The organism is Vibrio sp. AIC-3 (genome assembly GCF_013114515.1).
In the GTDB taxonomy this organism is placed as follows: Bacteria; Pseudomonadota; Gammaproteobacteria; order Enterobacterales; family Vibrionaceae; genus Vibrio; species Vibrio crassostreae_C.
The window spans coordinates 361,660-381,941 of the sequence record NZ_VTXG01000001.1; the positions used below are offsets into that span (position 1 = coordinate 361,660).

Below are 20,282 nucleotides of genomic sequence, written 5' to 3' on the forward strand. Positions count from 1 at the left end.
TTCTCTTATTTCACAATAAATTGGCTAGCACATAAAGGTTCTACATCGTAGAAGCTGCGTAATGCTTCAGAGAGCATTTTCACGCGAGGCGGAAAGCCTACTTCAAAGATACCCATAACTTCGCTATGTACTTTATTCATAAAGGCCAAACGATCTGGCTCAAAATCGCCGTGTAGATTGTCACAGCTGACATTAAAAGGAAAGCCTGCGCTCATCGCAATGATCCATTCATACGCTTGTGGGCGAATTTCTACTTTTTCAAACTCAGCTTGAACCGATTCCGTTCGACCGTCAGGTTCATACCAATAGCCAAAATCTTCCAGTAAACGACGCTCAGGCCCAGCAACGCACCAGTGTGCGATCTCATGGAGTGCAGAGGCGTAAAAGCCACGTGCGAACACGATTCGATGGTGTGGGATAGTATCATCAGCAGGCAAATAGATCGGCTCATCAGCCCCTAGCTCTAGTTTGGTATTAAAGCTTTCAAAAAAGGTCTGATTGAAGATATCGATAATGTCTGAGTATTGGTGTGTCATAAAATCAAATTTAAGTAAAAATAACTGGGGCATTTTGCTTTTTTTTCAGCGCTCGGTAAAGCCCTATCAAGCGTAATGACATCGGGTTCGCCATTATACTTTGCAGTGACAATCGATTGCCATTCCCAGATTACACCACTTTAAGGTGAATGATTAGTTTAGCTAATCTGAAACGCCCATTCACGGTACAAATATTCATTCGTCAACAAGCATTTTTACTACTACACTCGCGCTTCATTTTATATCCCTAAGGCCTATAAGACTCGAGTTTATAGACCTAAATTATAGAGCTACAGCAATGCTACTAAGTGTTTTGTATATCATTGGCATCACGGCAGAAGCCATGACCGGCGCTCTCAGTGCAGGCAAACAAAAAATGGATTGGTTTGGTGTAATGTTGGTTGCGAGCGCAACGGCAATTGGCGGCGGTACAGTACGCGATATCTTACTTGGCCATTACCCTTTAGGTTGGGTTGAAAACCCTCAGTATCTGGCCATCACCTGTATAGCAGGTGTTATTACAACCGGGTTGGCGAAATGGGTTATCAAGCTAAAAGGTTTGTTTATTCGCTTGGATGCCTTAGGCCTAATCGTATTCAGTATCATTGGTACCAAAGTAGCGATGACCATGGGTCTGCACCCGATGATTTGCATGGTATCGGCATTAGTGACAGGTGTCTTTGGTGGTTTGTTACGTGACCTTATCTGTCGTCAAACACCATTGGTGTTACATGAAGAGCTGTATGCCTCTGTCGCACTTGTCGCTTCAGGTTTGTACCTAGGTTTGCTTGAGCTTGGCATCAACGACGTCACGGCGACAATTGTGACGCTTGTAGTTGGTTACTTGCTGCGCATGGCGGCTGTAAGATTCAAATGGAGTTTGCCTTCGTTCCAGCTTGATCCTGAAAGTTCAGTGCATTAATGGATTAAGAGCCTTAAGCTGCTAGCTGTCTTTAATGACGATAGTCGCTAACCGGACGAATAATCCTGCTAATGTGAAAAAGGGTTACTTCATTACGAAGCAACCCTTTTTTGTTTCTACCAATTCTATTCTAAATAAAAAGAAGCAGAATTAGATTTGTGGTGTTTCAGTTGTCACACCAAAGTTTTGACCACGATGACGTAGCAAGTGGTCAAGCAGCACGATAGCCAGCATTGCTTCTGCAATAGGTACCGCACGGATGCCAACACATGGATCGTGACGACCTTTCGTGATTAACTGCGTTGCTTCACCATCTTTCGTGATTGTGTCACCAGGTACAGTGATGCTTGATGTTGGTTTAAGCGCAATGCTTGCCACAATATCTTGACCAGTAGAGATACCACCTAAGATACCGCCAGCATGATTGCTGCTGAAACCTTCTGGAGTTAATGGGTCACGGTGTTCACTACCGCGTTGATTAACAACATCGAAGCCATCACCAATCTCAACACCTTTCACAGCGTTAATGCTCATTAGAGCGTGCGCGATGTCAGCATCTAGACGATCAAAGATTGGCTCACCAAGGCCTACTGGCACTTTAGTCGCAACCACTTGAATCTTCGCACCGATCGAGTTGCCTTCTTTTAGCAAGTCACGAATCAGTTGATCAAATTCTGGTACTTTGTCGGCATCTGGACAGAAGAAAGCGTTGTTTTCAATCTCGTTCCAATCCACTTTATCAATTGAGATATCACCCATTTGAGAAAGGTAAGCTTGGATTTCAACACCAAATTCTTGTTTTAGGTATTTCTTCGCAATTGCACCTGCAGCAACACGCATTGCAGTTTCACGAGCTGAAGAACGACCACCACCTCGGTAATCACGCACACCGTACTTTTGATGGTACGTATAGTCAGCGTGGCCAGGGCGGAACTTGTCTTTAATTTCGGAATAGTCTTTAGAGCGTTGGTCTGTATTTTCAATCAATAGACCAATAGAAGTACCCGTAGTTTGGCCTTCAAATACACCTGATAAGATTTTCACTTCATCCGCTTCACGACGAGCCGTTGTATAGCGAGAAGTACCAGGGCGACGACGATCCAAATCTCTTTGAAGGTCTGCTTCGGTAATTTCTAATCCTGGTGGGCACCCATCTACGATACATCCTAGTGCGATACCGTGACTTTCTCCGAACGTGGTCACGCGGAAATGTTGTCCGATACTGTTTCCTGCCATTACTTCCTCTAAATCAGCTATTGAGCAGAAGGTTTGATTCCTAAACCGACTGGCTAATAGCTTTACTTGTCTATTCTTCGTGAATTCATAGTGGCTTTATTACCAAATGATGTAAACCCCAAAAAACGAACAATTTTAACTTTCTATTACATAAGCCGAATGAAACGAATAACAGAAGAAAATGAGTCGCGCTTGAAAAGAAGTGTTTTATGATGTGTAAAATGCAAAAAACCCGACAACTCGGAGAGTTATCGGGTTTCTTTAAATAATGGCACGCCCTGAAGGATTCGAACCTTCGACCACCTCCTTAGAAGGGAGGTGCTCTATCCAGCTGAGCTAAGGGCGCGCTACAGGAACGAATTATACGAATTCGAATCAGTAAAGCAACGGCTTTATGTAACATTCTGATCTAAGTGGGTAAAAAAAGGCCAACAAACATATAAGTGTTGGAAAATAGACCAAAGCAAACGTTTGCTTGATGGTAATCAAAAAGATTTTCTGGAATAATGCGCCAAAAACATCAGCCACTAACTTGAATATCAATACTAAGGAAATTCATGACTGCTCAAAATATTGATGGAAAGCTAATTTCTCAAACGGTTCGCTCCGAAGTTGCTGCACGTGTAAAAGCTCGTACTGAAGCTGGATTACGCGCTCCGGGCCTAGCGGTTGTTTTAGTGGGTGAAGACCCTGCTTCTCAGGTTTACGTTGGAAGTAAGCGTAAAGCGTGTGAAGAAGTTGGCTTCGTATCTAAATCTTACGACTTGCCAGCCACTGCGACAGAAGACGAATTGTTAACATTGGTAGACCAACTGAACGACGATCCAGAGATCGACGGTATTCTTGTTCAACTGCCTCTACCAGCTGGCATTGATAGCACTCACGTTCTTGAGCGTATCACGCCAGAGAAAGACGTTGACGGCTTCCACCCATACAATGTCGGCCGTTTGGCTCAGCGCATGCCTAAGCTTCGCTCTTGTACGCCAAAAGGCATCATCACGCTGCTTGACCGTTACAACATCGACTTACGTGGTAAACACGCGGTTGTGGTTGGCGCATCAAACATTGTAGGTCGCCCAATGACGCTAGAACTTCTTCTAGCAGGTTGTACAACGACAACATGTCACCGCTTCACCAAAGACCTTGAAGGTCACGTGCGTCAAGCAGACGTTGTTGTAGTTGCCGTTGGTAAGCCTAACTTCATTCCTGGCGCTTGGATTAAGAAAGGCGCTGTTGTGGTCGATGTTGGTATCAACCGTTTAGAATCTGGCAAACTAGTGGGCGACGTTGAATACGACGTAGCGAAAGAAAGCGCAAGCTTCATCACACCTGTGCCGGGTGGTGTTGGCCCAATGACGGTGGCGAGCCTAATCGAGAACACCATGATCGCTTGCGAGCAATTTCACTCGAAGTAGTCCGCAGCGCATATAAATAAAATTAGAAAGCCGCAACGTGATGAACGTTGCGGCTTTTTTGATGCTTTGGTACTTAGCTATTCGTTTTTACAACGGGGTGACTCGCTTTTGATGAAGTGCTCGTTGCTACTTATCTGGAGTCTCGACTTTTTCCGTCTGTTCAGAAGGCGGTAATAAACTAATAAGCTCACACTCCGTTGATATGAGTTTTTCCAACTCAGATCCTTGTGTAATTAAACGGAAATCACCGCCATTAATCACCCCAAGAGGAATGGCTTTAGGATACAAAGCGTTAAACTCTTTTAAATCAAATGCCTCGGTCAAACCTGTACTTTTAATTTGGCTACCCTGAGCCATCAACGAGTTAAGCTTAGAATAGGTGATCCCTTCCGAAAACAGACTTCTATTGCCATCGCGGCTCACTTGGTGCCTTTCATGTTTATTCTCTGAGGATTCAAGCTCAAACACCTTATTCTCACCAAACTCGTCTTGATAGTGCATGCTAACTAACGGGTTGGTTTGACGATAAGGCGAGACGATCATCGCACGCCCTATCCCATCGAGTTCCAAATTGTTTTCCGCGTGGCTTGAAGCTGGGTTACCAAAGTAAACATTCAAGTTATCCATACGAGCTAAGCGAATGCTTTCCCAGTTAGTATCAGCAAGCACACTGTTGATGTTGTGTGTGGCTAGCACCTTGGCAAATTGTCTTGCAAAGTGAGTGGCGCCAAAGAAGATAACCCCTTGCGCTTTCTCTTGAGTGACCCCTAGCCTTCTCGCCCACCAGCTCGCGGTTAGGCTCTGAATCACTACCGTACCAATAATGACCAAGAACACCATTGGCACCAGTAAATCTGCCCCTTCGATTAATTGCTTCTCTTGAAGCTTGATTGCAAATAGAGAAGAGACTGCAGCAGCAACGATCCCGCGAGGTGCCATCCAACTCAAAAACCATTTATCCGCCGAATTAAGATCCGTACCGATCCCGCTGATCCACACGCTTAACGGGCGAGCCACCAACATAACCACCGCTAGCAACCCAATACCGCCCCAACCTATCGAAAGGAAAGCCCCCGAATCGAGTCGACTGGCTAACAGAATAAACAACGCAGAAATAAGTAACACGGTCAGGGTTTCTTTGAATTCGATGATGTCTTCGATGTCCAAGCCCTTCACGTTGGCAAGCCAGATCCCCATGATGGTCACGGTTAATAAACCCGATTCTTCACTCAGATCATTAGAAAACGAGAACGCCGCCAACATTAGCGTCAGCACAGCCACATTACGTAAATAGTGCGGTACCCAATGCCCTTGCAGCATCTTGGCAATCAAATGGCCACCGATGATCCCTAAGCCTAAACCTATGACTAACGTCAGGCCCAGAGCTGACAGAACGTGTCCGGTAGGGTCGGCAGAAGAAACAATGTACTCGTAGACGAGAACCGCAAACAGAGCGCCAATCGGATCAATTACTATCCCTTCCCATCGCAAGATACTGCCTAACGAAGATTTAGGCTGAATACTGCGAAGCATGGGCACGATTACCGTAGGGCCAGTTACCACAACTAATGCACCAAACAGTGCGGCTAACGGCCAACTGAAGTCCACAAAGTAGTATGCCCCCACCACGATACACGCCCATGTAATCAACATGCCGAAACTCACGAGGTGAGTCACCATCCGGCCATGGCCTCTGATTTCTTTGAAATTTAGGGTCAATGCTCCTTCAAACAAGATGATGGCAACCCCTAAGGAGATCATAGGAAACAGCACATCACCGAAAATGGCATCGGGATTTAGAATATTCAGGCCGGGACCTAACAATAGGCCAACGATAAGGAGAGGGAGAATGGCGGGAAGACGTAAACGCCAGCCGAGCTGCTGACAAGCTAAAGACAAGAGTCCAATTAACGCCAAAGAAGAAGTAATCGACAAATCCATTTGTGCCCCTAAAAGGTTTGCACCACACCCTGTGGTACAAACTATTCAATGAAATAAGAAAGCCTACGTTCTTACACTATAGGCTCTCTTTATCATACTAAGCGAATATTATTGTGGTTAATCAGTCACTTTACTATAGGAGGAGCAAAGCCATGATTAGCTCACTGGGTGGTTATGACCCAGTTAGAAAGTGCTTATAAGTCACCAATGATTACTTATAGAGAAAGCACCACGCCCGCAATCGCTGCGCTCATTAGGTTGGCAAGCACACCCGCACAAATTGCTTTAAAGCCGTATTGTGAGATGAAAGAACGACGCTCTGGAACCAAGCTGCCCAAACCGCCAATCAGAATTGCCATCGTAGAGATGTTTGCAAAACCACATAGCGCGAAAGTAACGATCGCTTTTGAGTGCTCACTCAGTGCGTCTTTTACGTCCATTAACTGGATGAAAGCCACAAACTCGTTCACAACGATCTTGTTACCGATCAGCGAGCCTGCAACCACAGCCTCAGACCACGGCACACCGATCAACCATGCAACAGGTGCAAACACATAACCTAGGATAAGTTCGAAGCTTAGGTTTACGCCAAACCAGCCACCAACAATGCCTAACAAGCCATTCAGCATTGCTATCACACTGATAAAGGCCAGAAGTGTCGCGCCCACTGCAACGGCAATACGGAGTCCAGACATAGCCCCATCTGCCATTGCCTCAACGACGTTTGTTGCTCGTGGAATTTCAACGTCAGACTCAATATTTTCTTGAGCCTCATCTGCGTTACCTGGTACCAAAATCTTGGCCATCAATAGACCAGCAGGTGCCGACATAAACGCTGCAGCGATCAGGTAGTTCAAATCAACACCAAGCGATGCATAACCCACTAACGTACCACCAGCAACAGAAGCTAAACCACACACCATCACGGCAAACAGCTGTGAATCCGTCATGTGCTTCAAGTAAGGTTTAACCACCAATGGCGCTTCAATCATGCCAACAAAAATATTCGCAGTAGCAGACAGTGACTCCGCACGGCCTGTACCTAAGAACTTTTGCAAAGCACCGCCGATTAGGTTGATCACCTTTGGCATAAAGCCGATGTGATACAAACCTGAAATCAATGCAGAGAAAAAGATAATGATGCCGAGAACGTTAATAGCGAATACAAATCCGTTATTCGTTAGGCCACCAAATAGGAAGTTAATCCCCTCTTGACCGTAGTTGATCAAACTAGACACTGCACCAGTAGCTGCATTCAGCACTTCTTTACCCATTGGCACATACAGAACCAGTAGGGCGAATGAGATTTGCAGTAAGAAAGCCAAAGAGACGGTTCTTAGCGGGATATTTTTTCTGTCCGTAGATAGTAACCAAGCGGTTACTAAAATAGTGATAATTCCAAGTAGGGAAGCCATGTGCGTCAACCTAAAGTTGTAGGTAGGAAAGGCGACGCATTCTATAGAGGAAATCGTTTGCGGCAAGTTGAGGTTGTTAATGTGATGTTGGTTGAATCACTCTTTAATAGCCCCTCCCACTAAGTCATTGAATTTTAATAATTAACTTTGACTAAAAAACAAACTTTTTCCATATGGAAATTATATTTATAGATTGGGAAACAGTTAGCGGTGCAGTTCAACGCAAGTTTTGAGGTTTTTGTCCCAATAAGTCGGCGATCCGATATGATCTTTGATGAACTCAATCACTGCTGAAAGCTTCTTCGGCATGTTCTTTCGGCTCGGATACACGGCATAAAATGGCATCAGCTGACTTGCTCGCCATTCCGGTAAAACTTGGATGAGCTTGCCCGTTCTAAACTCTTCTTTGACTAAGTAAGTCGCTAGGTAAGCAACGCCCCAACCTGATACTGCCGCGTCTCGTACCGCTTCAGCCAAATCCACCGAGTAATCGCCCGCCACTTTAACACTGAGATTTTCTTGGCCGTTATCAAATGCCCATGACGTGTAATCACGTTCACGGCTGCGGTAGATGAGGCAGTTATGGTCAATCAGATCAGATGGCACGTGTGGAGTCCCGGCCTTAATCAGATAATCCGGTGATGCGGCCACCACAAACTGGCTGTCGGCTAGGCGCTGCGCAATGTAACCTTCAGGCAGGTCTTCATTGTTGGTGATCCAGAGATCCAAGCGCTCCTCAATCATGTCCACTTTGTAATCGAACAAATGCACTTCAATTCTCAGCTGAGGGTAAAGCTGTCTAAGCTGGTCAATCGCTGGAATGATATGCAGTGTGCCAAATGACTGAGACAAACCTATACGAAATATTCCAGAAATGTCGTCACGCTGGCTATCCATGTCCATTTGAGCCGCTTTCACCGTATTGAACAGCTGCTCACAATGCTGATAGAACACTTCTCCAGCTTCAGTTAACGTAAGGCTGCGTGTGGTTCTTTGCACTAACTTGATACCTATCGAATCCTCGAGTAAAGCAATTTGTTTACTGATGTGAGATACCGACACATTCAAGCTTTTTGCTGCACTGGTAAAGCCTTCATGCTTGATTAACGCATGGAATATCACCATCTGTGCGGCTCTATCTGTTAGCACAAAACCACCTTCTTAAATCTCTGAAATATAAAATAAAAAGGACTCCGAAGAGTCCTTTAATCTGTTCTGCCTATAGTAGGCTAAATGCTATTCAAAGCGACCTAGTTCTATTAATCAGATTAAGTCTATTAATCAAATTAGGTCGATTAATCAAACGTAATTCTATCGGCTAGGTGGCTGACAGCCAAAGCAAAGTAGTAAGAACGATTCCACTTCATTAACACATTGTAGTTGTTGTAAATGAGGTACGAACGACCCGTTTCATCGTCCGGCATTATCAACCAAGCTTTGATGTCTTCATCAAGTGTAGGCAGTGGGCGATCGTCATAACGCTTAATACCAAGTTCAGACCACTCTTTTAGGTATTTCGCTTTGTCTTCGTCTCGACCTTGCATCTCAATAGACATGGTTGATGGAACGTGAACCTGACGCCCCCAAGTATATTTGTCATCCCAACCCGATTGGCTGAGATAATTAGCCGCCGAAGCAAACACGTCTTCTTCGGTACCCCAAATATCTTTCTTGCCATCACCACTGCCATCAGCGGCGTAAGCTAAGAATGAGCTTGGCATAAACTGAGGTTGCCCCATCGCGCCAGCCCAAGAGCCTTTCATCTCTTTGGGTGCAATATGGCCTTGATCAAGAATCTTCAATGCCGCCATCGCTTCGCTACGGAAGAAGGCTTCTCTGCGACCTTCATAAGCCATGGTTGTTAGAGCATCAATAACACTGTAATTCCCCGTGAACTTACCAAAATTACTCTCTACACCCCACAGAGCGACAATGAATCTTGGTTGAACACCATATTCATCACCAATACGCTTTAACGCTGTGTAGTGTTTCTTATAGAGTGATCTCGCCTGCTTCACTTTCCAGTCAGGAACCGCACGTGGAATGTATTCATCCAGAGTCAGTTTCTTTTCAGGTTGGTTTTTGTCGGCTTTTACCGCTCTTGGCTTAAACGTCACACCATCAAAAGCTTCATCAATGATCGCTTCAGAAATACCTTCTTCACGACCTTGTTGCTTTAGTTTTTCTACATATTGCTCAAAGCTAAGCTCTTCAGCTTGAACTGAGCCAATGGTCAGGCTATTACCCAATAGTAATGCCGACACAGCCAATATGGTTTTCGAAAATTTACTCAACGATCACTCCTCCTTGAATTGAGGTGGCTATCACTCTTCGTCTTGACCTTTATTTTGAGCTTTACGCTCTTTATGAAGCTCAAGTTCGTTAACTGGTGGTGGCGGAACCTGCAAAAAGAAACCATCGGTGTTCAGTGATTCTCTCACTTTATCGATGTTCACTTGAGCCAGTTTACGGCCGTCCATTTTAATTACCATTACAAAACTAGGTTTACCAAACATTTGCATCAATGCGTCAGGAACTTGTGAAAAATCATCCTTCTTAGGGATATAAAGGTATGTTCCTTCTTTCTTTGAACTTTTATATATAGAACACAGCATGACAAACCTTTTTTAAATGTTTATGACTACAAAACTCTCACTTGCGAGATCAATAGTTTATGTTAGGGAAATATTGGGAACAAAACGTTCATTTGACAACAAGATTACTTGCTGTGCTTGGTTTGGGAATATAACATGATAAACCTAGTTTCAGGCAATGCCCTTTATTTTATTGATAAAGAAATTGTACCAATCCGCTATTGAGGTCCTGTAGTTTTTCGATGTCTAGTAACCCAGATCTAAAAGGTAGCAGTTTCACGCTATCTGTTTTGCACTTATCCGATGATCAAGTCGAAAATGCAGTGTCTTTTCTTCAAGAGAAGGTAGACCAGGCACCCACTTTTTTCGCAGCTGCGCCTGTTGTTATCAACATTAGCAAAGTCGCGGGCGATATCGATTTTGTGCAACTTAAAAATGGTATATCTCAAGCGGGCATGATCCCGGTTGGTGTGGCAGGCTGTTCTGATAAGCGAATGCAAAACCTCGCTAAAGAAGCCGGTTTTGCAGTGATGACGGCAAGCAAGTCGCCATCTCAAGCTCCAGCGAAAATGGCACCAATCAAAGTGATTAGAACCCCTATTCGTTCTGGTCAGCAGGTTTATGCGAAAGATGGCGATCTATTGATACTCAGCCATGTGAGTGCAGGCGCGGAAGTGATTGCCGATGGCAGCATCCATATTCATGGCACTTTACGCGGCCGTGCGATTGCAGGTGCAAGTGGTCAAACTGAAGCAAAAATAATTTGTAATGACTTACAAGCCGAGCTGGTTTCCATTGCTGGAAATTACTGGCTCAGCGATCAAATTGAAAGCGAGTACTGGCAGAAGAAAACCATGTTCAGTATGGCAAACGATGTATTACACGTTGATGTCCTCGCAATATAAGAGAAATAAAAGGAAAACAGAATGGCACGCATTATCGTTGTAACGTCAGGTAAAGGCGGGGTAGGCAAAACGACCTCCAGTGCAGCTATTGCCTCGGGTCTGGCTTTAAAAGGAAAGAAAACCGCAGTTATCGACTTTGATATCGGTCTGCGTAACCTAGATTTAATCATGGGTTGTGAGCGTCGTGTTGTGTACGACTTCGTTAATGTTATCAATGGTGAAGCGACGCTGAACCAAGCGATGATCAAAGACAAGCGCACAGAGAACCTGTTCATTCTTCCTGCTTCTCAAACTCGTGATAAAGACGCACTAACAAAAGATGGTGTTCGTCGTGTATTTGATGAACTGGATGAAATGGGCTTTGATTTCATCATCTGTGATTCTCCTGCGGGTATCGAACAAGGCGCTCTTATGGCGTTGTACTTCGCTGATGAAGCGATTGTAACCACCAACCCAGAAGTCTCTTCAGTACGCGATTCAGACCGTATTCTAGGTATTCTTGACTCTAAATCTCGTCGTTCTGAAGACGGCTTAGAGCCAGTGAAAACACACCTTCTATTGACTCGCTACAACCCAGCACGTGTAACTCAAGGTGAGATGCTCAGTGTTGAAGACGTTGAAGAAATCCTGCACATCTCTCTACTGGGTGTAATTCCAGAGAGCCAAGCGGTACTGAACGCATCGAACAAGGGTGTTCCAGTTATCTTTGACGAAGCAACCGACGCAGGTATGGCTTACAATGATACTGTAGAGCGACTACTGGGTAGCCAAGTTGACTTCCGCTTCTTAACGGAACAGAAGAAAGGCATCTTCAAACGACTGTTCGGGGGCTAATACACAATGTCATTATTAGAGTTTTTTAGACCACAGAAAAAGACAACCGCAAACCTAGCCAAAGAACGTTTGCAGATCATTGTTGCCGAACGACGCAGCCATGACGACCCAGCGCCGTCTTACCTGCCGCAACTAAAAGAAGACATCTTGAAGTGTATTGCCAAGTACGTTGAGGTCGATCCATCAATGGTTGATCTGACTTTTGAACACAAAGATGACGACATCTCAGTGTTAGAGTTGAATGTTAAGCTTCCAGAAGAAGATCGATAATCTTTCTGAACAAGATTGGCAGGTAATACACTTGCTTGTATTGATTGAATAAAAAAGAGAGCCTAGGCTCTCTTTTTTGTATGTGCAGTTTATAACTGTAACTAAGTTAGGCTTTAAAGCAGCAAGCGGTTATTTGATCGCTTTACTCAGCTTTTCGCCAACCACATCTAAACGCCAGCCTTGCATAACATCAGGCAGCTTTTCTGGGTTACGATCGTGCTTCCACACCCAGCTTAACATTTGGTTAAGTTGCTTCTTCGATGCCAAGAATTCCGTCGCCAAACCACTGTGTTGTGATGCTGTTTTCACTTCATCTTTCAGCACTTTGAAGAGTTGCTTGTAGCCAGGGAAGTCCATTAGACGTTCTACTGGTGCTGGGTACTCTTCTTCTGGTGTATGTTCCGCTAACTTTACGATTGAGCTGATCTTCGCACCATGGCGACGCACAGAGCGGTAATCAAAACCCTCTTGCTCCATGTGCTTGGGATCTTTCATCGCAAAACGCGCCACAGCCCATAGGTCTTGTTCTTTGAAGACAAAGTTCAGCGCTAAATCGCGCTTGATTGCTTCTTTTAGACGCCAAGTTGCTAGAGGTCGTAAGATCGCTAATTGCTTAGGTTTAAGCTGCCACGCCCCTTTAATATCAAGGTAGGCTGTATCTGGGTTTACTTTACGAATGCGCTTGGCAACTTGTAAATCAGACTCTTGCTGAGCCGCTTCCCACCAGCCAGCTTCCATCACTTTTTCTAGAAGCTTGTTGTACATTGGCATTAGGTAATGCACGTCTGCTGCTGCGTAGTCCAATTGTTTTTGAGAAAGCGGACGCGCTAGCCAGTCTGTGCGAGATTCACTCTTATCGAGATCGACACCGACAAACTCTGAAACCAGAGCAGCAAAGCCCGTTGATAAACCATGACCTAAGAAAGCCGCCATGATCTGTGTATCAACCATTGGTGTTGGTGTACAGCCAAATGCGTTCTGGAACACTTCCAAATCTTCACCGCACGCGTGCAGCACTTTCAATACTGATGCGTCTTTCAACAAGGTAACGAACGGTGTCATGTCATCAAGAGCAATAGGGTCAATCAGTGACAGCGTTTCACCATCAAATAACTGAATCAAGCCTAATTGAGGGTAATAGGTTCTAGTACGAACGAACTCCGTATCAAGCATAACGACATCGGCTTCACGTGCTTGTTGGCAAACTCGCTCAAGGTCTTTCAATTGGGTAATGATTTGATAATCCACAAAAACTCTCACAGGTTTCTATTTGATCGCCGGATACAAAAATGCCGACATTAACTGTCGGCATTCTAACACCATTTTTCAGCGCTCGCTTAGATTAAGCGCCTCAATGGTTTTGGTGCAGTACTTTCGCGCAAACGGGCTAATTATTCGCTAGCGCGTTTCGCAAGTTCTGCATCGTTTTCTTCACGCAGTACGCGGCGTAAGATCTTACCTACGTTAGTCTTTGGAAGGTCATCTCTGAACTCGACTAATTTAGGGATCTTGTAACCCGTTAGGTGCTCACGACAGTGCGCGATAATGTCTTCTTTGGTCAGGCTAGGGTCACGCTTAACAACGTAGATCTTAACTAACTCACCAGACACTTCATGAGGCTGGCCGATAGCTGCTACTTCTAACACTTTACCGTGCAGAGCCACTACGTCTTCAATCTCGTTCGGGTAAACGTTGAAGCCAGATACAAGAATCATGTCCTTCTTACGGTCAACGATGTACAACAAGCCTTCGTCATCAAACTTAACGATGTCACCTGTCGATAACCAACCGTCTTGATCGATCACTTCTTTAGTCGCTTCAGGGCGCTGCCAGTAGCCTTGCATCACCTGAGGACCACGAACTTGCAGCTCGCCTACTTGGTCATTAGCAATAACCTTGCCTTCATCATCAACAATACGAACTTCTGTCGATGGTACGGGTAGGCCAATAGCACCAGTGTAGTCTTTAAGGTCGTATGGGTTACCTGTTACCAGTGGTGAACACTCAGTTAAGCCATAGCCTTCCAATAGGTGAATACCTGTCGCTTTCTTCCATTGCTCAGCAACAGCGCGTTGAACCGCCATGCCGCCGCCAACAGATAGGCGTAGGTTACTGAAATCCAACTCGTGGAAATCTTCGTTATTAACTAGCGCATTAAACAAGGTGTTTACGCCGGTAATTGCGGTAAACGGAACCTTTTGCAGCTCTTTAATAAAGCCAGGAATGTCACGAGGGTTAGTAATTAGAAGGTTACGACCACCCATCTCAACAAACAGTAAGCAGTTCACCGTCAGTGCAAATACGTGGTAAAGCGGTAATGCCGTTACAACCAACTCGCGGCCTTCTTGCAGAACAGGACCGTAAGCCCCTTTCGCTTGAAGTACGTTCGCAATCATATTGCGGTGCGTTAGGATTGCGCCCTTCGCTACACCTGTTGTACCACCAGTGTACTGTAGGAACGCGATGTCATCACCCGCCATGAACGGTTTCACATATTGAAGACGACGACCTTTGTGCAGCGCTTTTCTGAATGAGATAGCACCCGGCAGATCATACTTAGGCACCATGCCTTTTACGTATTTCACTACAAAGTCGACAATTGTCCCTTTCGCGCGTGGCAGCATTTGCCCTAGGCTAGTTAGAACAACGTGTTTAACCGGCGTGTTATCAACGACTTTCTCTAGCGTGCTCGCAAAGTTAGATACGATAACAATCGCCTTTGCACCAGAATCGTTCAGTTGATGTTCAAGCTCACGAGGTGTGTACAGTGGGTTGACGTTCACTGCAATCATACCTGCACGCAATACACCAAATAGTGCAATTGGGTATTGCAGTAGGTTTGGCATCATTAGCGCGACGCGATCGCCCTTCTTCAGTTTCAAGTCATTCTGTAGGTAAGCGGCAAAAGCACGGCTGCGCTCTTCAAGCTTACGGAATGTCATAATCGAGCCCATGTTCTCGAATGCAGGTTGGTCCGCGTACTTCTGTACCGACTGTTCAAACATTTCTACAAGAGATGGGTACTGATCTGGGTTGATCGTTTCTGGTACGTCACTTGGATAACGTGAAAGCCAAGGTTTATCCACGATGTTACTCCTCGTTTATCAGCTGACGACTGCTTCGCCGCTTTTTATCATTGCGGTATTACAGCACAGCTTTAGTGCATGAGCACTAAAAGGCTCAAACACTTGTTTAAATTTTGTTAACTACACCAAGAATTAGCTCTGAAACTAGCTCTGGGCTCTCTAAATGACAATGATGTCCACCAGGAACAGTCTCTATTTGCAGAGGACTATGCACTGATTTGTAGCGATTATGCTGCAAATGTCGGAATCCATCATTGCCTAGGATTATTAATTGAGGGCATTCAATAGCCGCCATAATCGCTTCAGCGTGCGCTTGTGACATTCGATATAACGAGTCACATTTTAGATTAGGGTCGCATCGCCATTGCCAAGAGTTCTCGAACTCGACAATACCTCGCTCAACAATAGGAGCGATTAATTCAGCATTAATTTGGTTGGCGTGAGCTCTCAGCTTAATAGCATCCTCAAGGCTTGCCAGAGGACGTGAAGGCTTTCTTCGCTGTCGAAGACGACTGAGTACCCCATCCCTCAAGCGAGAGACTGTTTCGTGGGGAGCTTCAGAAAGAGGTCCGTGACCTTCAATTTGAATTAATCCTGACACCTTTTCAGGAAAGGCGGCACTATAGCAACTTGCTATCAATGCACCAAGTGAATGTCCTACCAGTACCAGTCTGTTTGGCGATAATTTAGTCACCAACTGATGCAAGTCATCTATATAATCATGAAATGGGTAGTAACTTCCCGATTTGTGCGACGAGAAGCCGTGTCCGAAGAGATCGATAGCAACAAGGTGAGCATTGGGCGCAAACTTGGCGACTTGCTGCATAACCTGATTAAAGCTGGACGAATTATCCAACCACCCATGAATAAAAACGACCGTCGTTGCGGTCGTTTGTGGGTTGCCAATCTGTTGTGTTGCAAGCGTCCCGCTCGCGAGGGAGTATGACTTTTCAATCATCAAACATGTAGTTCCATCTGTTTGCGTAATCAACATCGGATAAAGTTAATTACTCTACGTCTTGTATCACTCGACCTTGTCTTGGCATCGTTTGAAAACTGCGACAATGCAAACTTCTGCACGAGTAGTAGGTTGGTGCAAAATCGTTAACAACAACACGCTCAGTGATGTTCCACAGTCGTTGGTTGTCCACTTTCATCACAGGGAAGATGTAAGGGTATTCCCCTATTTTTCCATCTTCACTTCCGCTTGACTGACCAACCAGTGTAATCAGACGGCCTTCTGCAAAACTTAGAGGCTCAACATACCCTTCAATATAACCAACAAAACGTCCGCTTGGCTCTGCGTCTAGGTCTGGCTTACCGTTACTCGAAATCGGCATATTAGCAACTTCGATTCGAGTCTTATCTTTCAAGTTGGTTACTTTAGAGATAACGCCACCCAATCGAACACTTTTTGCCTCCGGTAGTTGGTCGACCCACTGTTGGTAATCACTAATTACAGGCTCTGATTTTGCTTCAAGTTCGCTAGGAAGTGATGAACACCCGGCAAGTACCAAGACACCAAGAGAAAGGGCTATTAAGCGTAATTTAGAGAGATAATTTGACATGGTTCTGGTCCTTAAACAGGCATTAATAAGAAGCTCTAGATGTAGATATCGACACCGATAAGCTTTGCAAGTTCTTCTTTCTTCGCCTGATTCATTACATCCATATACTCTTCCATAGCCTTACGTCCTCGGCCTTCTGGAAGATCATACTGGATTTGAGCCTTGTGTAGTTCAGACTCTTTAACTTGACGAATAGAGTGAGAAACAGCATTAGCGACCTTAGTCGGTTGCCCAACCGCAGTGCTAGCATCAGATTTTTTTGCCTGCTCCTTCTTTTTAATTCGATTCGGCTTAGACGTGCTGCCTATCGAAGAAGGAGGTAAGTTGTTAATTGATACCATGACTAAATATCTGCCCTCTCAAATCTAAATAATACGCATTTAGACCTAATTTGCATCAGAACCTTGTAAAAATTATTCGCGACCTGGCAGTTTCTTCCAAGTCACTTTGTCACGAAGATAAACTGGCTCAGATTCTTCTGCTGCAACCGCTTTACCTTCTGCGTAAGCAAATTGAGCAAGGAACGCCATATCTTGAGCTTCTGGGAATAGCACTTCACACGCTTTGGTGTTGATCGCAAGTGTATCCATATGCTCGGCATAAGCTTCCCAGCCGGTACCGACTTTCGCCCATATTTCAGAATCTGCTTCTAACTGCGCAGCCAGTTCACTTGGTGGCGTTACACATTCGGCATCAACCGCAGTCCAACGACCATCTTGTTCGCGGCTGTAACGAGCCCAGTACACTTCGCTCATACGCGCATCAATCGCTGTTGCTACATGAGTTTCACCAAATTTACGGTAGCTGCCTTGCGCCATAGCTGCCAGTGTAGAGACACCAATCATTGGTAAATCCGCACCAAAAGCCAAGCCCTGAGCAATACCAATACCAATACGCACACCCGTGAAACTGCCTGGACCTTGGCCAAACGCGATAGCATCAATATCGGTTAAAGCGACATTCGCTTCTTTCAGTACTTCATCAACCATAGGTAGAATTTTTTTTGTATGGTCTCGAGGAGCCTCTTCGCTACGTGCGAACACCTGGTCACCCATTACTAATGCAACTGAACAGTTTTCAGTTGCGGTATCTACTGCAAGAATTTTCGCGCTCATTTGTGTCTCAAATATCTGTTATCTAATCTAAAAATAATGGCTAAGCTCAACAATGCCAATTACTCAGCAGCGATTGAATGGTCTTTAGCTAAGAATTCTTTAATGACCCCTAAATCACGGGTACGTGGGATAGGCGGTAAACTCGCCAAAAATATGCCACCGTAATCGCGAGTCACCAATCGGTTATCGCAAATAATCAAAGCGCCATTATCGCGCTTGTCACGTATCAATCGGCCTACACCTTGTTTCAAGGTAATCACGGCGTCTGGCAACTGTACCTGTGCAAAAGGATCACCCCCTTTTAATTTACAGTCCTCGATTCGAGCCTTAAGTAAAGGGTCATCAGGGGCGGTAAAGGGCAATTTATCGATGATAACACAGCTTAATGCGTCGCCCCTAACATCTATCCCTTCCCAGAAAGCACCTGTAGCTACGAGCAATGCGTTACCTAATTCCATGAACTCGGCTAAGGTTTTTTGCTTGCTTGTCTCACCTTGTAATAGGACTGGTACAGTGAGGGTTTCTCGGAATCGCTCACCCAACTCTTTCATCATGCTGTGTGAAGTACACAAGAAAAAACAGCGGCCTTGGTTTTGCTCAATCACCGGAGTCAGCATTCGAACTAACTTATCCGCCAAACCCGGACTATTGGGTTCTGGAAGATAACGAGGCACACATAAACGTGCCTGATTCGGATAATCAAATGGACTCGGCAGTGAAAACTGAGCCGACGGCTTTAAGCCAAGTCGAGAGGTAAAGTGATCGAAATCATCTGACACCGCCAAGGTTGCTGAGGTAAATACCCAAGCGCCCGGTTTAAGTTCGATTTGCTCATGGAATTTATCCGCAACCGACAGTGGTGTGATGTGCAAAGCGAATTGCCTTGGTGTTGTGTCATACCAATAGGAGTAACCCGTAATCGACACATCGCACACACGTTCAATGCGTGACTTAATCATGTTCGCACGTTCAAAAGCGGTGTCTAACAGTTGGCTTCGACCCAATGCTAGCTTCAATACATCGACGGCCAGTTGCAACGCATCTTGTAGACGAACAAGTTCTCGTGCAATTGACTCAGACTTTAGTGCTTCACGCCAGTTACCACGAAAGCCGGTATCGCCCAACACAATGCGTAGGTCGGCAGCTGACTGAACAAGCCTATCTCCTACTTTCTGTAGCTGACGCATGTCTTTGGCTTCAGTTCGGTAAGCAATTTCAATGTCTTTGGCTAACTCTTGGATCTGTCGACTGGAAACCGATTGTCCGAAGTACTGGCTGGCGATGTCAGGAAGTTGATGTGCTTCATCGAAAATAAACACGTCAGCTTCAGGTATCAATTCGCCAAATCCGGTTTCTTTGATCGCCAAATCAGCTAGGAAAAGGTGGTGGTTTACGACCACCACATCGGAATCCATCGCTTTTTTACGCGCTTTAAGCACAAAGCAATCGGTATAGCTTGGGCACTCTTTACCCAAGCAATTATCATTGGTCGAGGTAATGGTTGGAATAACCGGGCTGTCTTCAGCGATATCATCACAATCGCCTAAATCACCCGTTTGAGTGGATGACGACCAACTACGAACTTTGACTAACTGAGCCAGCAGAGTTGGATCGGTATGAGCACCATGACTCTCGATCATTTGGCGGCTGAGTCTGTCCAAACACAAATAGTTTGAACGTCCTTTGAGCAACGCAACTTGACCATAAAAGCCAAGCGCATCGACCATCAAGGGTAAATCTCGGTGAAACAGCTGTTCTTGAAGGTTTTTAGACCCCGTACTAATGATGGTTTTCTTGCCACTAAGCAGCGCAGGCACTAGGTAAGCAAACGTCTTACCAGTACCTGTTCCAGCCTCAACAACCAACTGGCTTTGATTTTCAATAGCTTGTGAAACCGCTTCAGCCATGTCTAACTGAGCTTGTCTTGGTTGAAACCCAGGGATAGCTTTGCCCAGAGCGCCATCAGCAGAAAACGTTTTAGATATCATAGAGTACGAAGTTTAGAAAAAGAGAAGGAGAATTATGGCAGGTTTAGTGAGCCGGCGCGAATCAAGAATGACTTCGCACCGGAGGTGTTTGGTTTGGCTTGACGTGGCTTAAGTTACCTTGAAGGTAAGAATTGAAGAAGTAGGAATTAGAGAATCGTTTTTATTTTCGACTGAGATAACGTGATAGCCAAGGAGCACCTTCAAAATGGTTATCACCAGGCTGTATGGCTTTCGCTGCATCGGTTGGTGAGGTCTTACTTTCCCACATTTCATCTAGAACATGACCATCTAATTCGGTACCTCTCGCCAATGAATTCACTCGCTTGCAGTACAGTTTTTTGGCTAGTAACTCTTCATAGACAGGATCTTAAGAGCTAACTTGTTTATTTAGATAGAAAAAAGGCTTCATTTATGATCAGATAATCGTCGCCAAACAAACTACCTACATCAATAGTGA

Annotated in this window: 20 protein-coding genes and 1 tRNA gene; 5 read left to right on the forward strand and 16 right to left on the reverse strand. The window is 45.1% G+C overall.

Features of this window, described 5'->3' with window-relative positions; all coding sequences use genetic code 11:
• Positions 1–5: 5 nt before the first annotated feature.
• Positions 6–536 carry an elongation factor P hydroxylase gene (locus F0229_RS01565; RefSeq protein ID WP_017063424.1) on the reverse strand — a complete coding sequence of 177 codons (531 nt, stop codon included), beginning with the start codon at positions 534–536 and terminating at the stop codon, positions 6–8.
• A 298-nt stretch (positions 537–834) separates the two neighbouring features.
• Between F0229_RS01565 and F0229_RS01570 the strand changes: the two genes are divergently transcribed.
• Complete coding sequence (locus F0229_RS01570; RefSeq protein ID WP_017062358.1) at positions 835–1,458, forward strand: trimeric intracellular cation channel family protein; 624 nt, start codon at positions 835–837, stop codon at positions 1,456–1,458.
• A 150-nt stretch (positions 1,459–1,608) separates the two neighbouring features.
• Here F0229_RS01570 and aroC read toward each other — a convergent pair whose 3' ends face one another.
• Both aroC and F0229_RS01580 read right to left on the reverse strand, forming a co-directional pair.
• The gene (gene aroC / locus F0229_RS01575) at positions 1,609–2,694 is read right to left on the reverse strand and encodes a chorismate synthase (RefSeq protein WP_017062360.1); all 1,086 of its coding nucleotides are present in this window, start codon (positions 2,692–2,694) and stop codon (positions 1,609–1,611) included.
• A gap of 269 nt (positions 2,695–2,963) precedes the next feature.
• Positions 2,964–3,040, reverse strand: a tRNA-Arg gene (locus tag F0229_RS01580).
• A gap of 211 nt (positions 3,041–3,251) precedes the next feature.
• Here F0229_RS01580 and folD point away from each other — a divergent pair.
• The gene (gene folD / locus F0229_RS01585) at positions 3,252–4,109 is read left to right on the forward strand and encodes a bifunctional methylenetetrahydrofolate dehydrogenase/methenyltetrahydrofolate cyclohydrolase FolD (RefSeq protein WP_017062367.1); all 858 of its coding nucleotides are present in this window, start codon (positions 3,252–3,254) and stop codon (positions 4,107–4,109) included.
• Positions 4,110–4,235: 126 nt separating this feature from the next.
• Here the strand turns inward: folD and F0229_RS01590 are convergent, their stop codons facing one another.
• The 5 genes from F0229_RS01590 to F0229_RS01610 all read right to left on the reverse strand — a co-directional run bounded on the left by F0229_RS01590 (position 4,236) and on the right by F0229_RS01610 (position 10,080).
• Entirely contained in the window at positions 4,236–6,050 is a 1,815-nt protein-coding gene (locus F0229_RS01590) for a sodium:proton antiporter (RefSeq protein ID WP_171732098.1), read from the reverse strand.
• Between the two features lie 215 nt (positions 6,051–6,265).
• A complete protein-coding gene (locus tag F0229_RS01595) occupies positions 6,266–7,465 on the reverse strand; it encodes a NupC/NupG family nucleoside CNT transporter (protein ID WP_102445067.1) in 1,200 nt (399 codons plus the stop codon).
• Between the two features lie 204 nt (positions 7,466–7,669).
• Positions 7,670–8,590 (reverse strand): LysR family transcriptional regulator, encoded by a 921-nt coding sequence (locus F0229_RS01600; protein ID WP_004734177.1) that lies wholly within the window; start codon positions 8,588–8,590, stop codon positions 7,670–7,672.
• A 170-nt stretch (positions 8,591–8,760) separates the two neighbouring features.
• A complete protein-coding gene (locus F0229_RS01605) occupies positions 8,761–9,759 on the reverse strand; it encodes a lytic transglycosylase domain-containing protein (RefSeq protein ID WP_171732099.1) in 999 nt (332 codons plus the stop codon).
• A gap of 30 nt (positions 9,760–9,789) precedes the next feature.
• Positions 9,790–10,080, reverse strand: coding sequence for a YcgL domain-containing protein (locus F0229_RS01610; RefSeq protein ID WP_017079488.1), 291 nt, complete (start codon positions 10,078–10,080; stop codon positions 9,790–9,792).
• A gap of 221 nt (positions 10,081–10,301) precedes the next feature.
• On the opposite strand from F0229_RS01610, the gene minC reads away from it, so the two are divergent.
• From minC to minE, 3 genes are read left to right on the forward strand one after another with little or no spacing between them, the layout of a single operon-like run.
• On the forward strand, positions 10,302–10,964 hold the full coding sequence (gene minC, locus F0229_RS01615) for a septum site-determining protein MinC (protein WP_017063419.1): 663 nt from the start codon (positions 10,302–10,304) through the stop codon (positions 10,962–10,964).
• A gap of 21 nt (positions 10,965–10,985) precedes the next feature.
• The gene (minD, locus tag F0229_RS01620; RefSeq protein WP_009848498.1) at positions 10,986–11,798 is read left to right on the forward strand and encodes a septum site-determining protein MinD; all 813 of its coding nucleotides are present in this window, start codon (positions 10,986–10,988) and stop codon (positions 11,796–11,798) included.
• A 6-nt stretch (positions 11,799–11,804) separates the two neighbouring features.
• The gene (gene minE, locus F0229_RS01625; RefSeq protein ID WP_010436847.1) at positions 11,805–12,068 is read left to right on the forward strand and encodes a cell division topological specificity factor MinE; all 264 of its coding nucleotides are present in this window, start codon (positions 11,805–11,807) and stop codon (positions 12,066–12,068) included.
• Between the two features lie 129 nt (positions 12,069–12,197).
• Here minE and rnd read toward each other — a convergent pair whose 3' ends face one another.
• The 8 genes from rnd to F0229_RS01665 all read right to left on the reverse strand — a co-directional run bounded on the left by rnd (position 12,198) and on the right by F0229_RS01665 (position 20,135).
• Positions 12,198–13,316 (reverse strand): ribonuclease D, encoded by a 1,119-nt coding sequence (rnd, locus tag F0229_RS01630; RefSeq protein ID WP_017062374.1) that lies wholly within the window; start codon positions 13,314–13,316, stop codon positions 12,198–12,200.
• 143 nt (positions 13,317–13,459) lie between these two features.
• Positions 13,460–15,154 (reverse strand): long-chain-fatty-acid--CoA ligase FadD, encoded by a 1,695-nt coding sequence (gene fadD, locus F0229_RS01635; protein ID WP_017062375.1) that lies wholly within the window; start codon positions 15,152–15,154, stop codon positions 13,460–13,462.
• A gap of 106 nt (positions 15,155–15,260) precedes the next feature.
• The gene (locus F0229_RS01640) at positions 15,261–16,112 is read right to left on the reverse strand and encodes an alpha/beta fold hydrolase (protein WP_017063418.1); all 852 of its coding nucleotides are present in this window, start codon (positions 16,110–16,112) and stop codon (positions 15,261–15,263) included.
• A 49-nt stretch (positions 16,113–16,161) separates the two neighbouring features.
• Positions 16,162–16,722, reverse strand: a complete 561-nt coding sequence (locus tag F0229_RS01645; RefSeq protein WP_171732100.1) for a Slp family lipoprotein — start codon at positions 16,720–16,722, stop codon at positions 16,162–16,164.
• Positions 16,723–16,757: 35 nt separating this feature from the next.
• On the reverse strand, positions 16,758–17,063 hold the full coding sequence (locus F0229_RS01650) for a hypothetical protein (RefSeq protein ID WP_017062378.1): 306 nt from the start codon (positions 17,061–17,063) through the stop codon (positions 16,758–16,760).
• Positions 17,064–17,135: 72 nt separating this feature from the next.
• Positions 17,136–17,837: a tRNA (adenosine(37)-N6)-threonylcarbamoyltransferase complex dimerization subunit type 1 TsaB gene (gene tsaB / locus F0229_RS01655; RefSeq protein ID WP_171732101.1), complete on the reverse strand. Its 702-nt coding sequence runs from the start codon at positions 17,835–17,837 to the stop codon at positions 17,136–17,138.
• A 59-nt stretch (positions 17,838–17,896) separates the two neighbouring features.
• Positions 17,897–19,825 carry an ATP-dependent DNA helicase gene (locus tag F0229_RS01660; RefSeq protein ID WP_171732102.1) on the reverse strand — a complete coding sequence of 643 codons (1,929 nt, stop codon included), beginning with the start codon at positions 19,823–19,825 and terminating at the stop codon, positions 17,897–17,899.
• Positions 19,826–19,985: 160 nt separating this feature from the next.
• The gene (locus tag F0229_RS01665) at positions 19,986–20,135 is read right to left on the reverse strand and encodes a hypothetical protein (RefSeq protein ID WP_171732103.1); all 150 of its coding nucleotides are present in this window, start codon (positions 20,133–20,135) and stop codon (positions 19,986–19,988) included.
• Positions 20,136–20,282 lie beyond the last annotated feature (147 nt).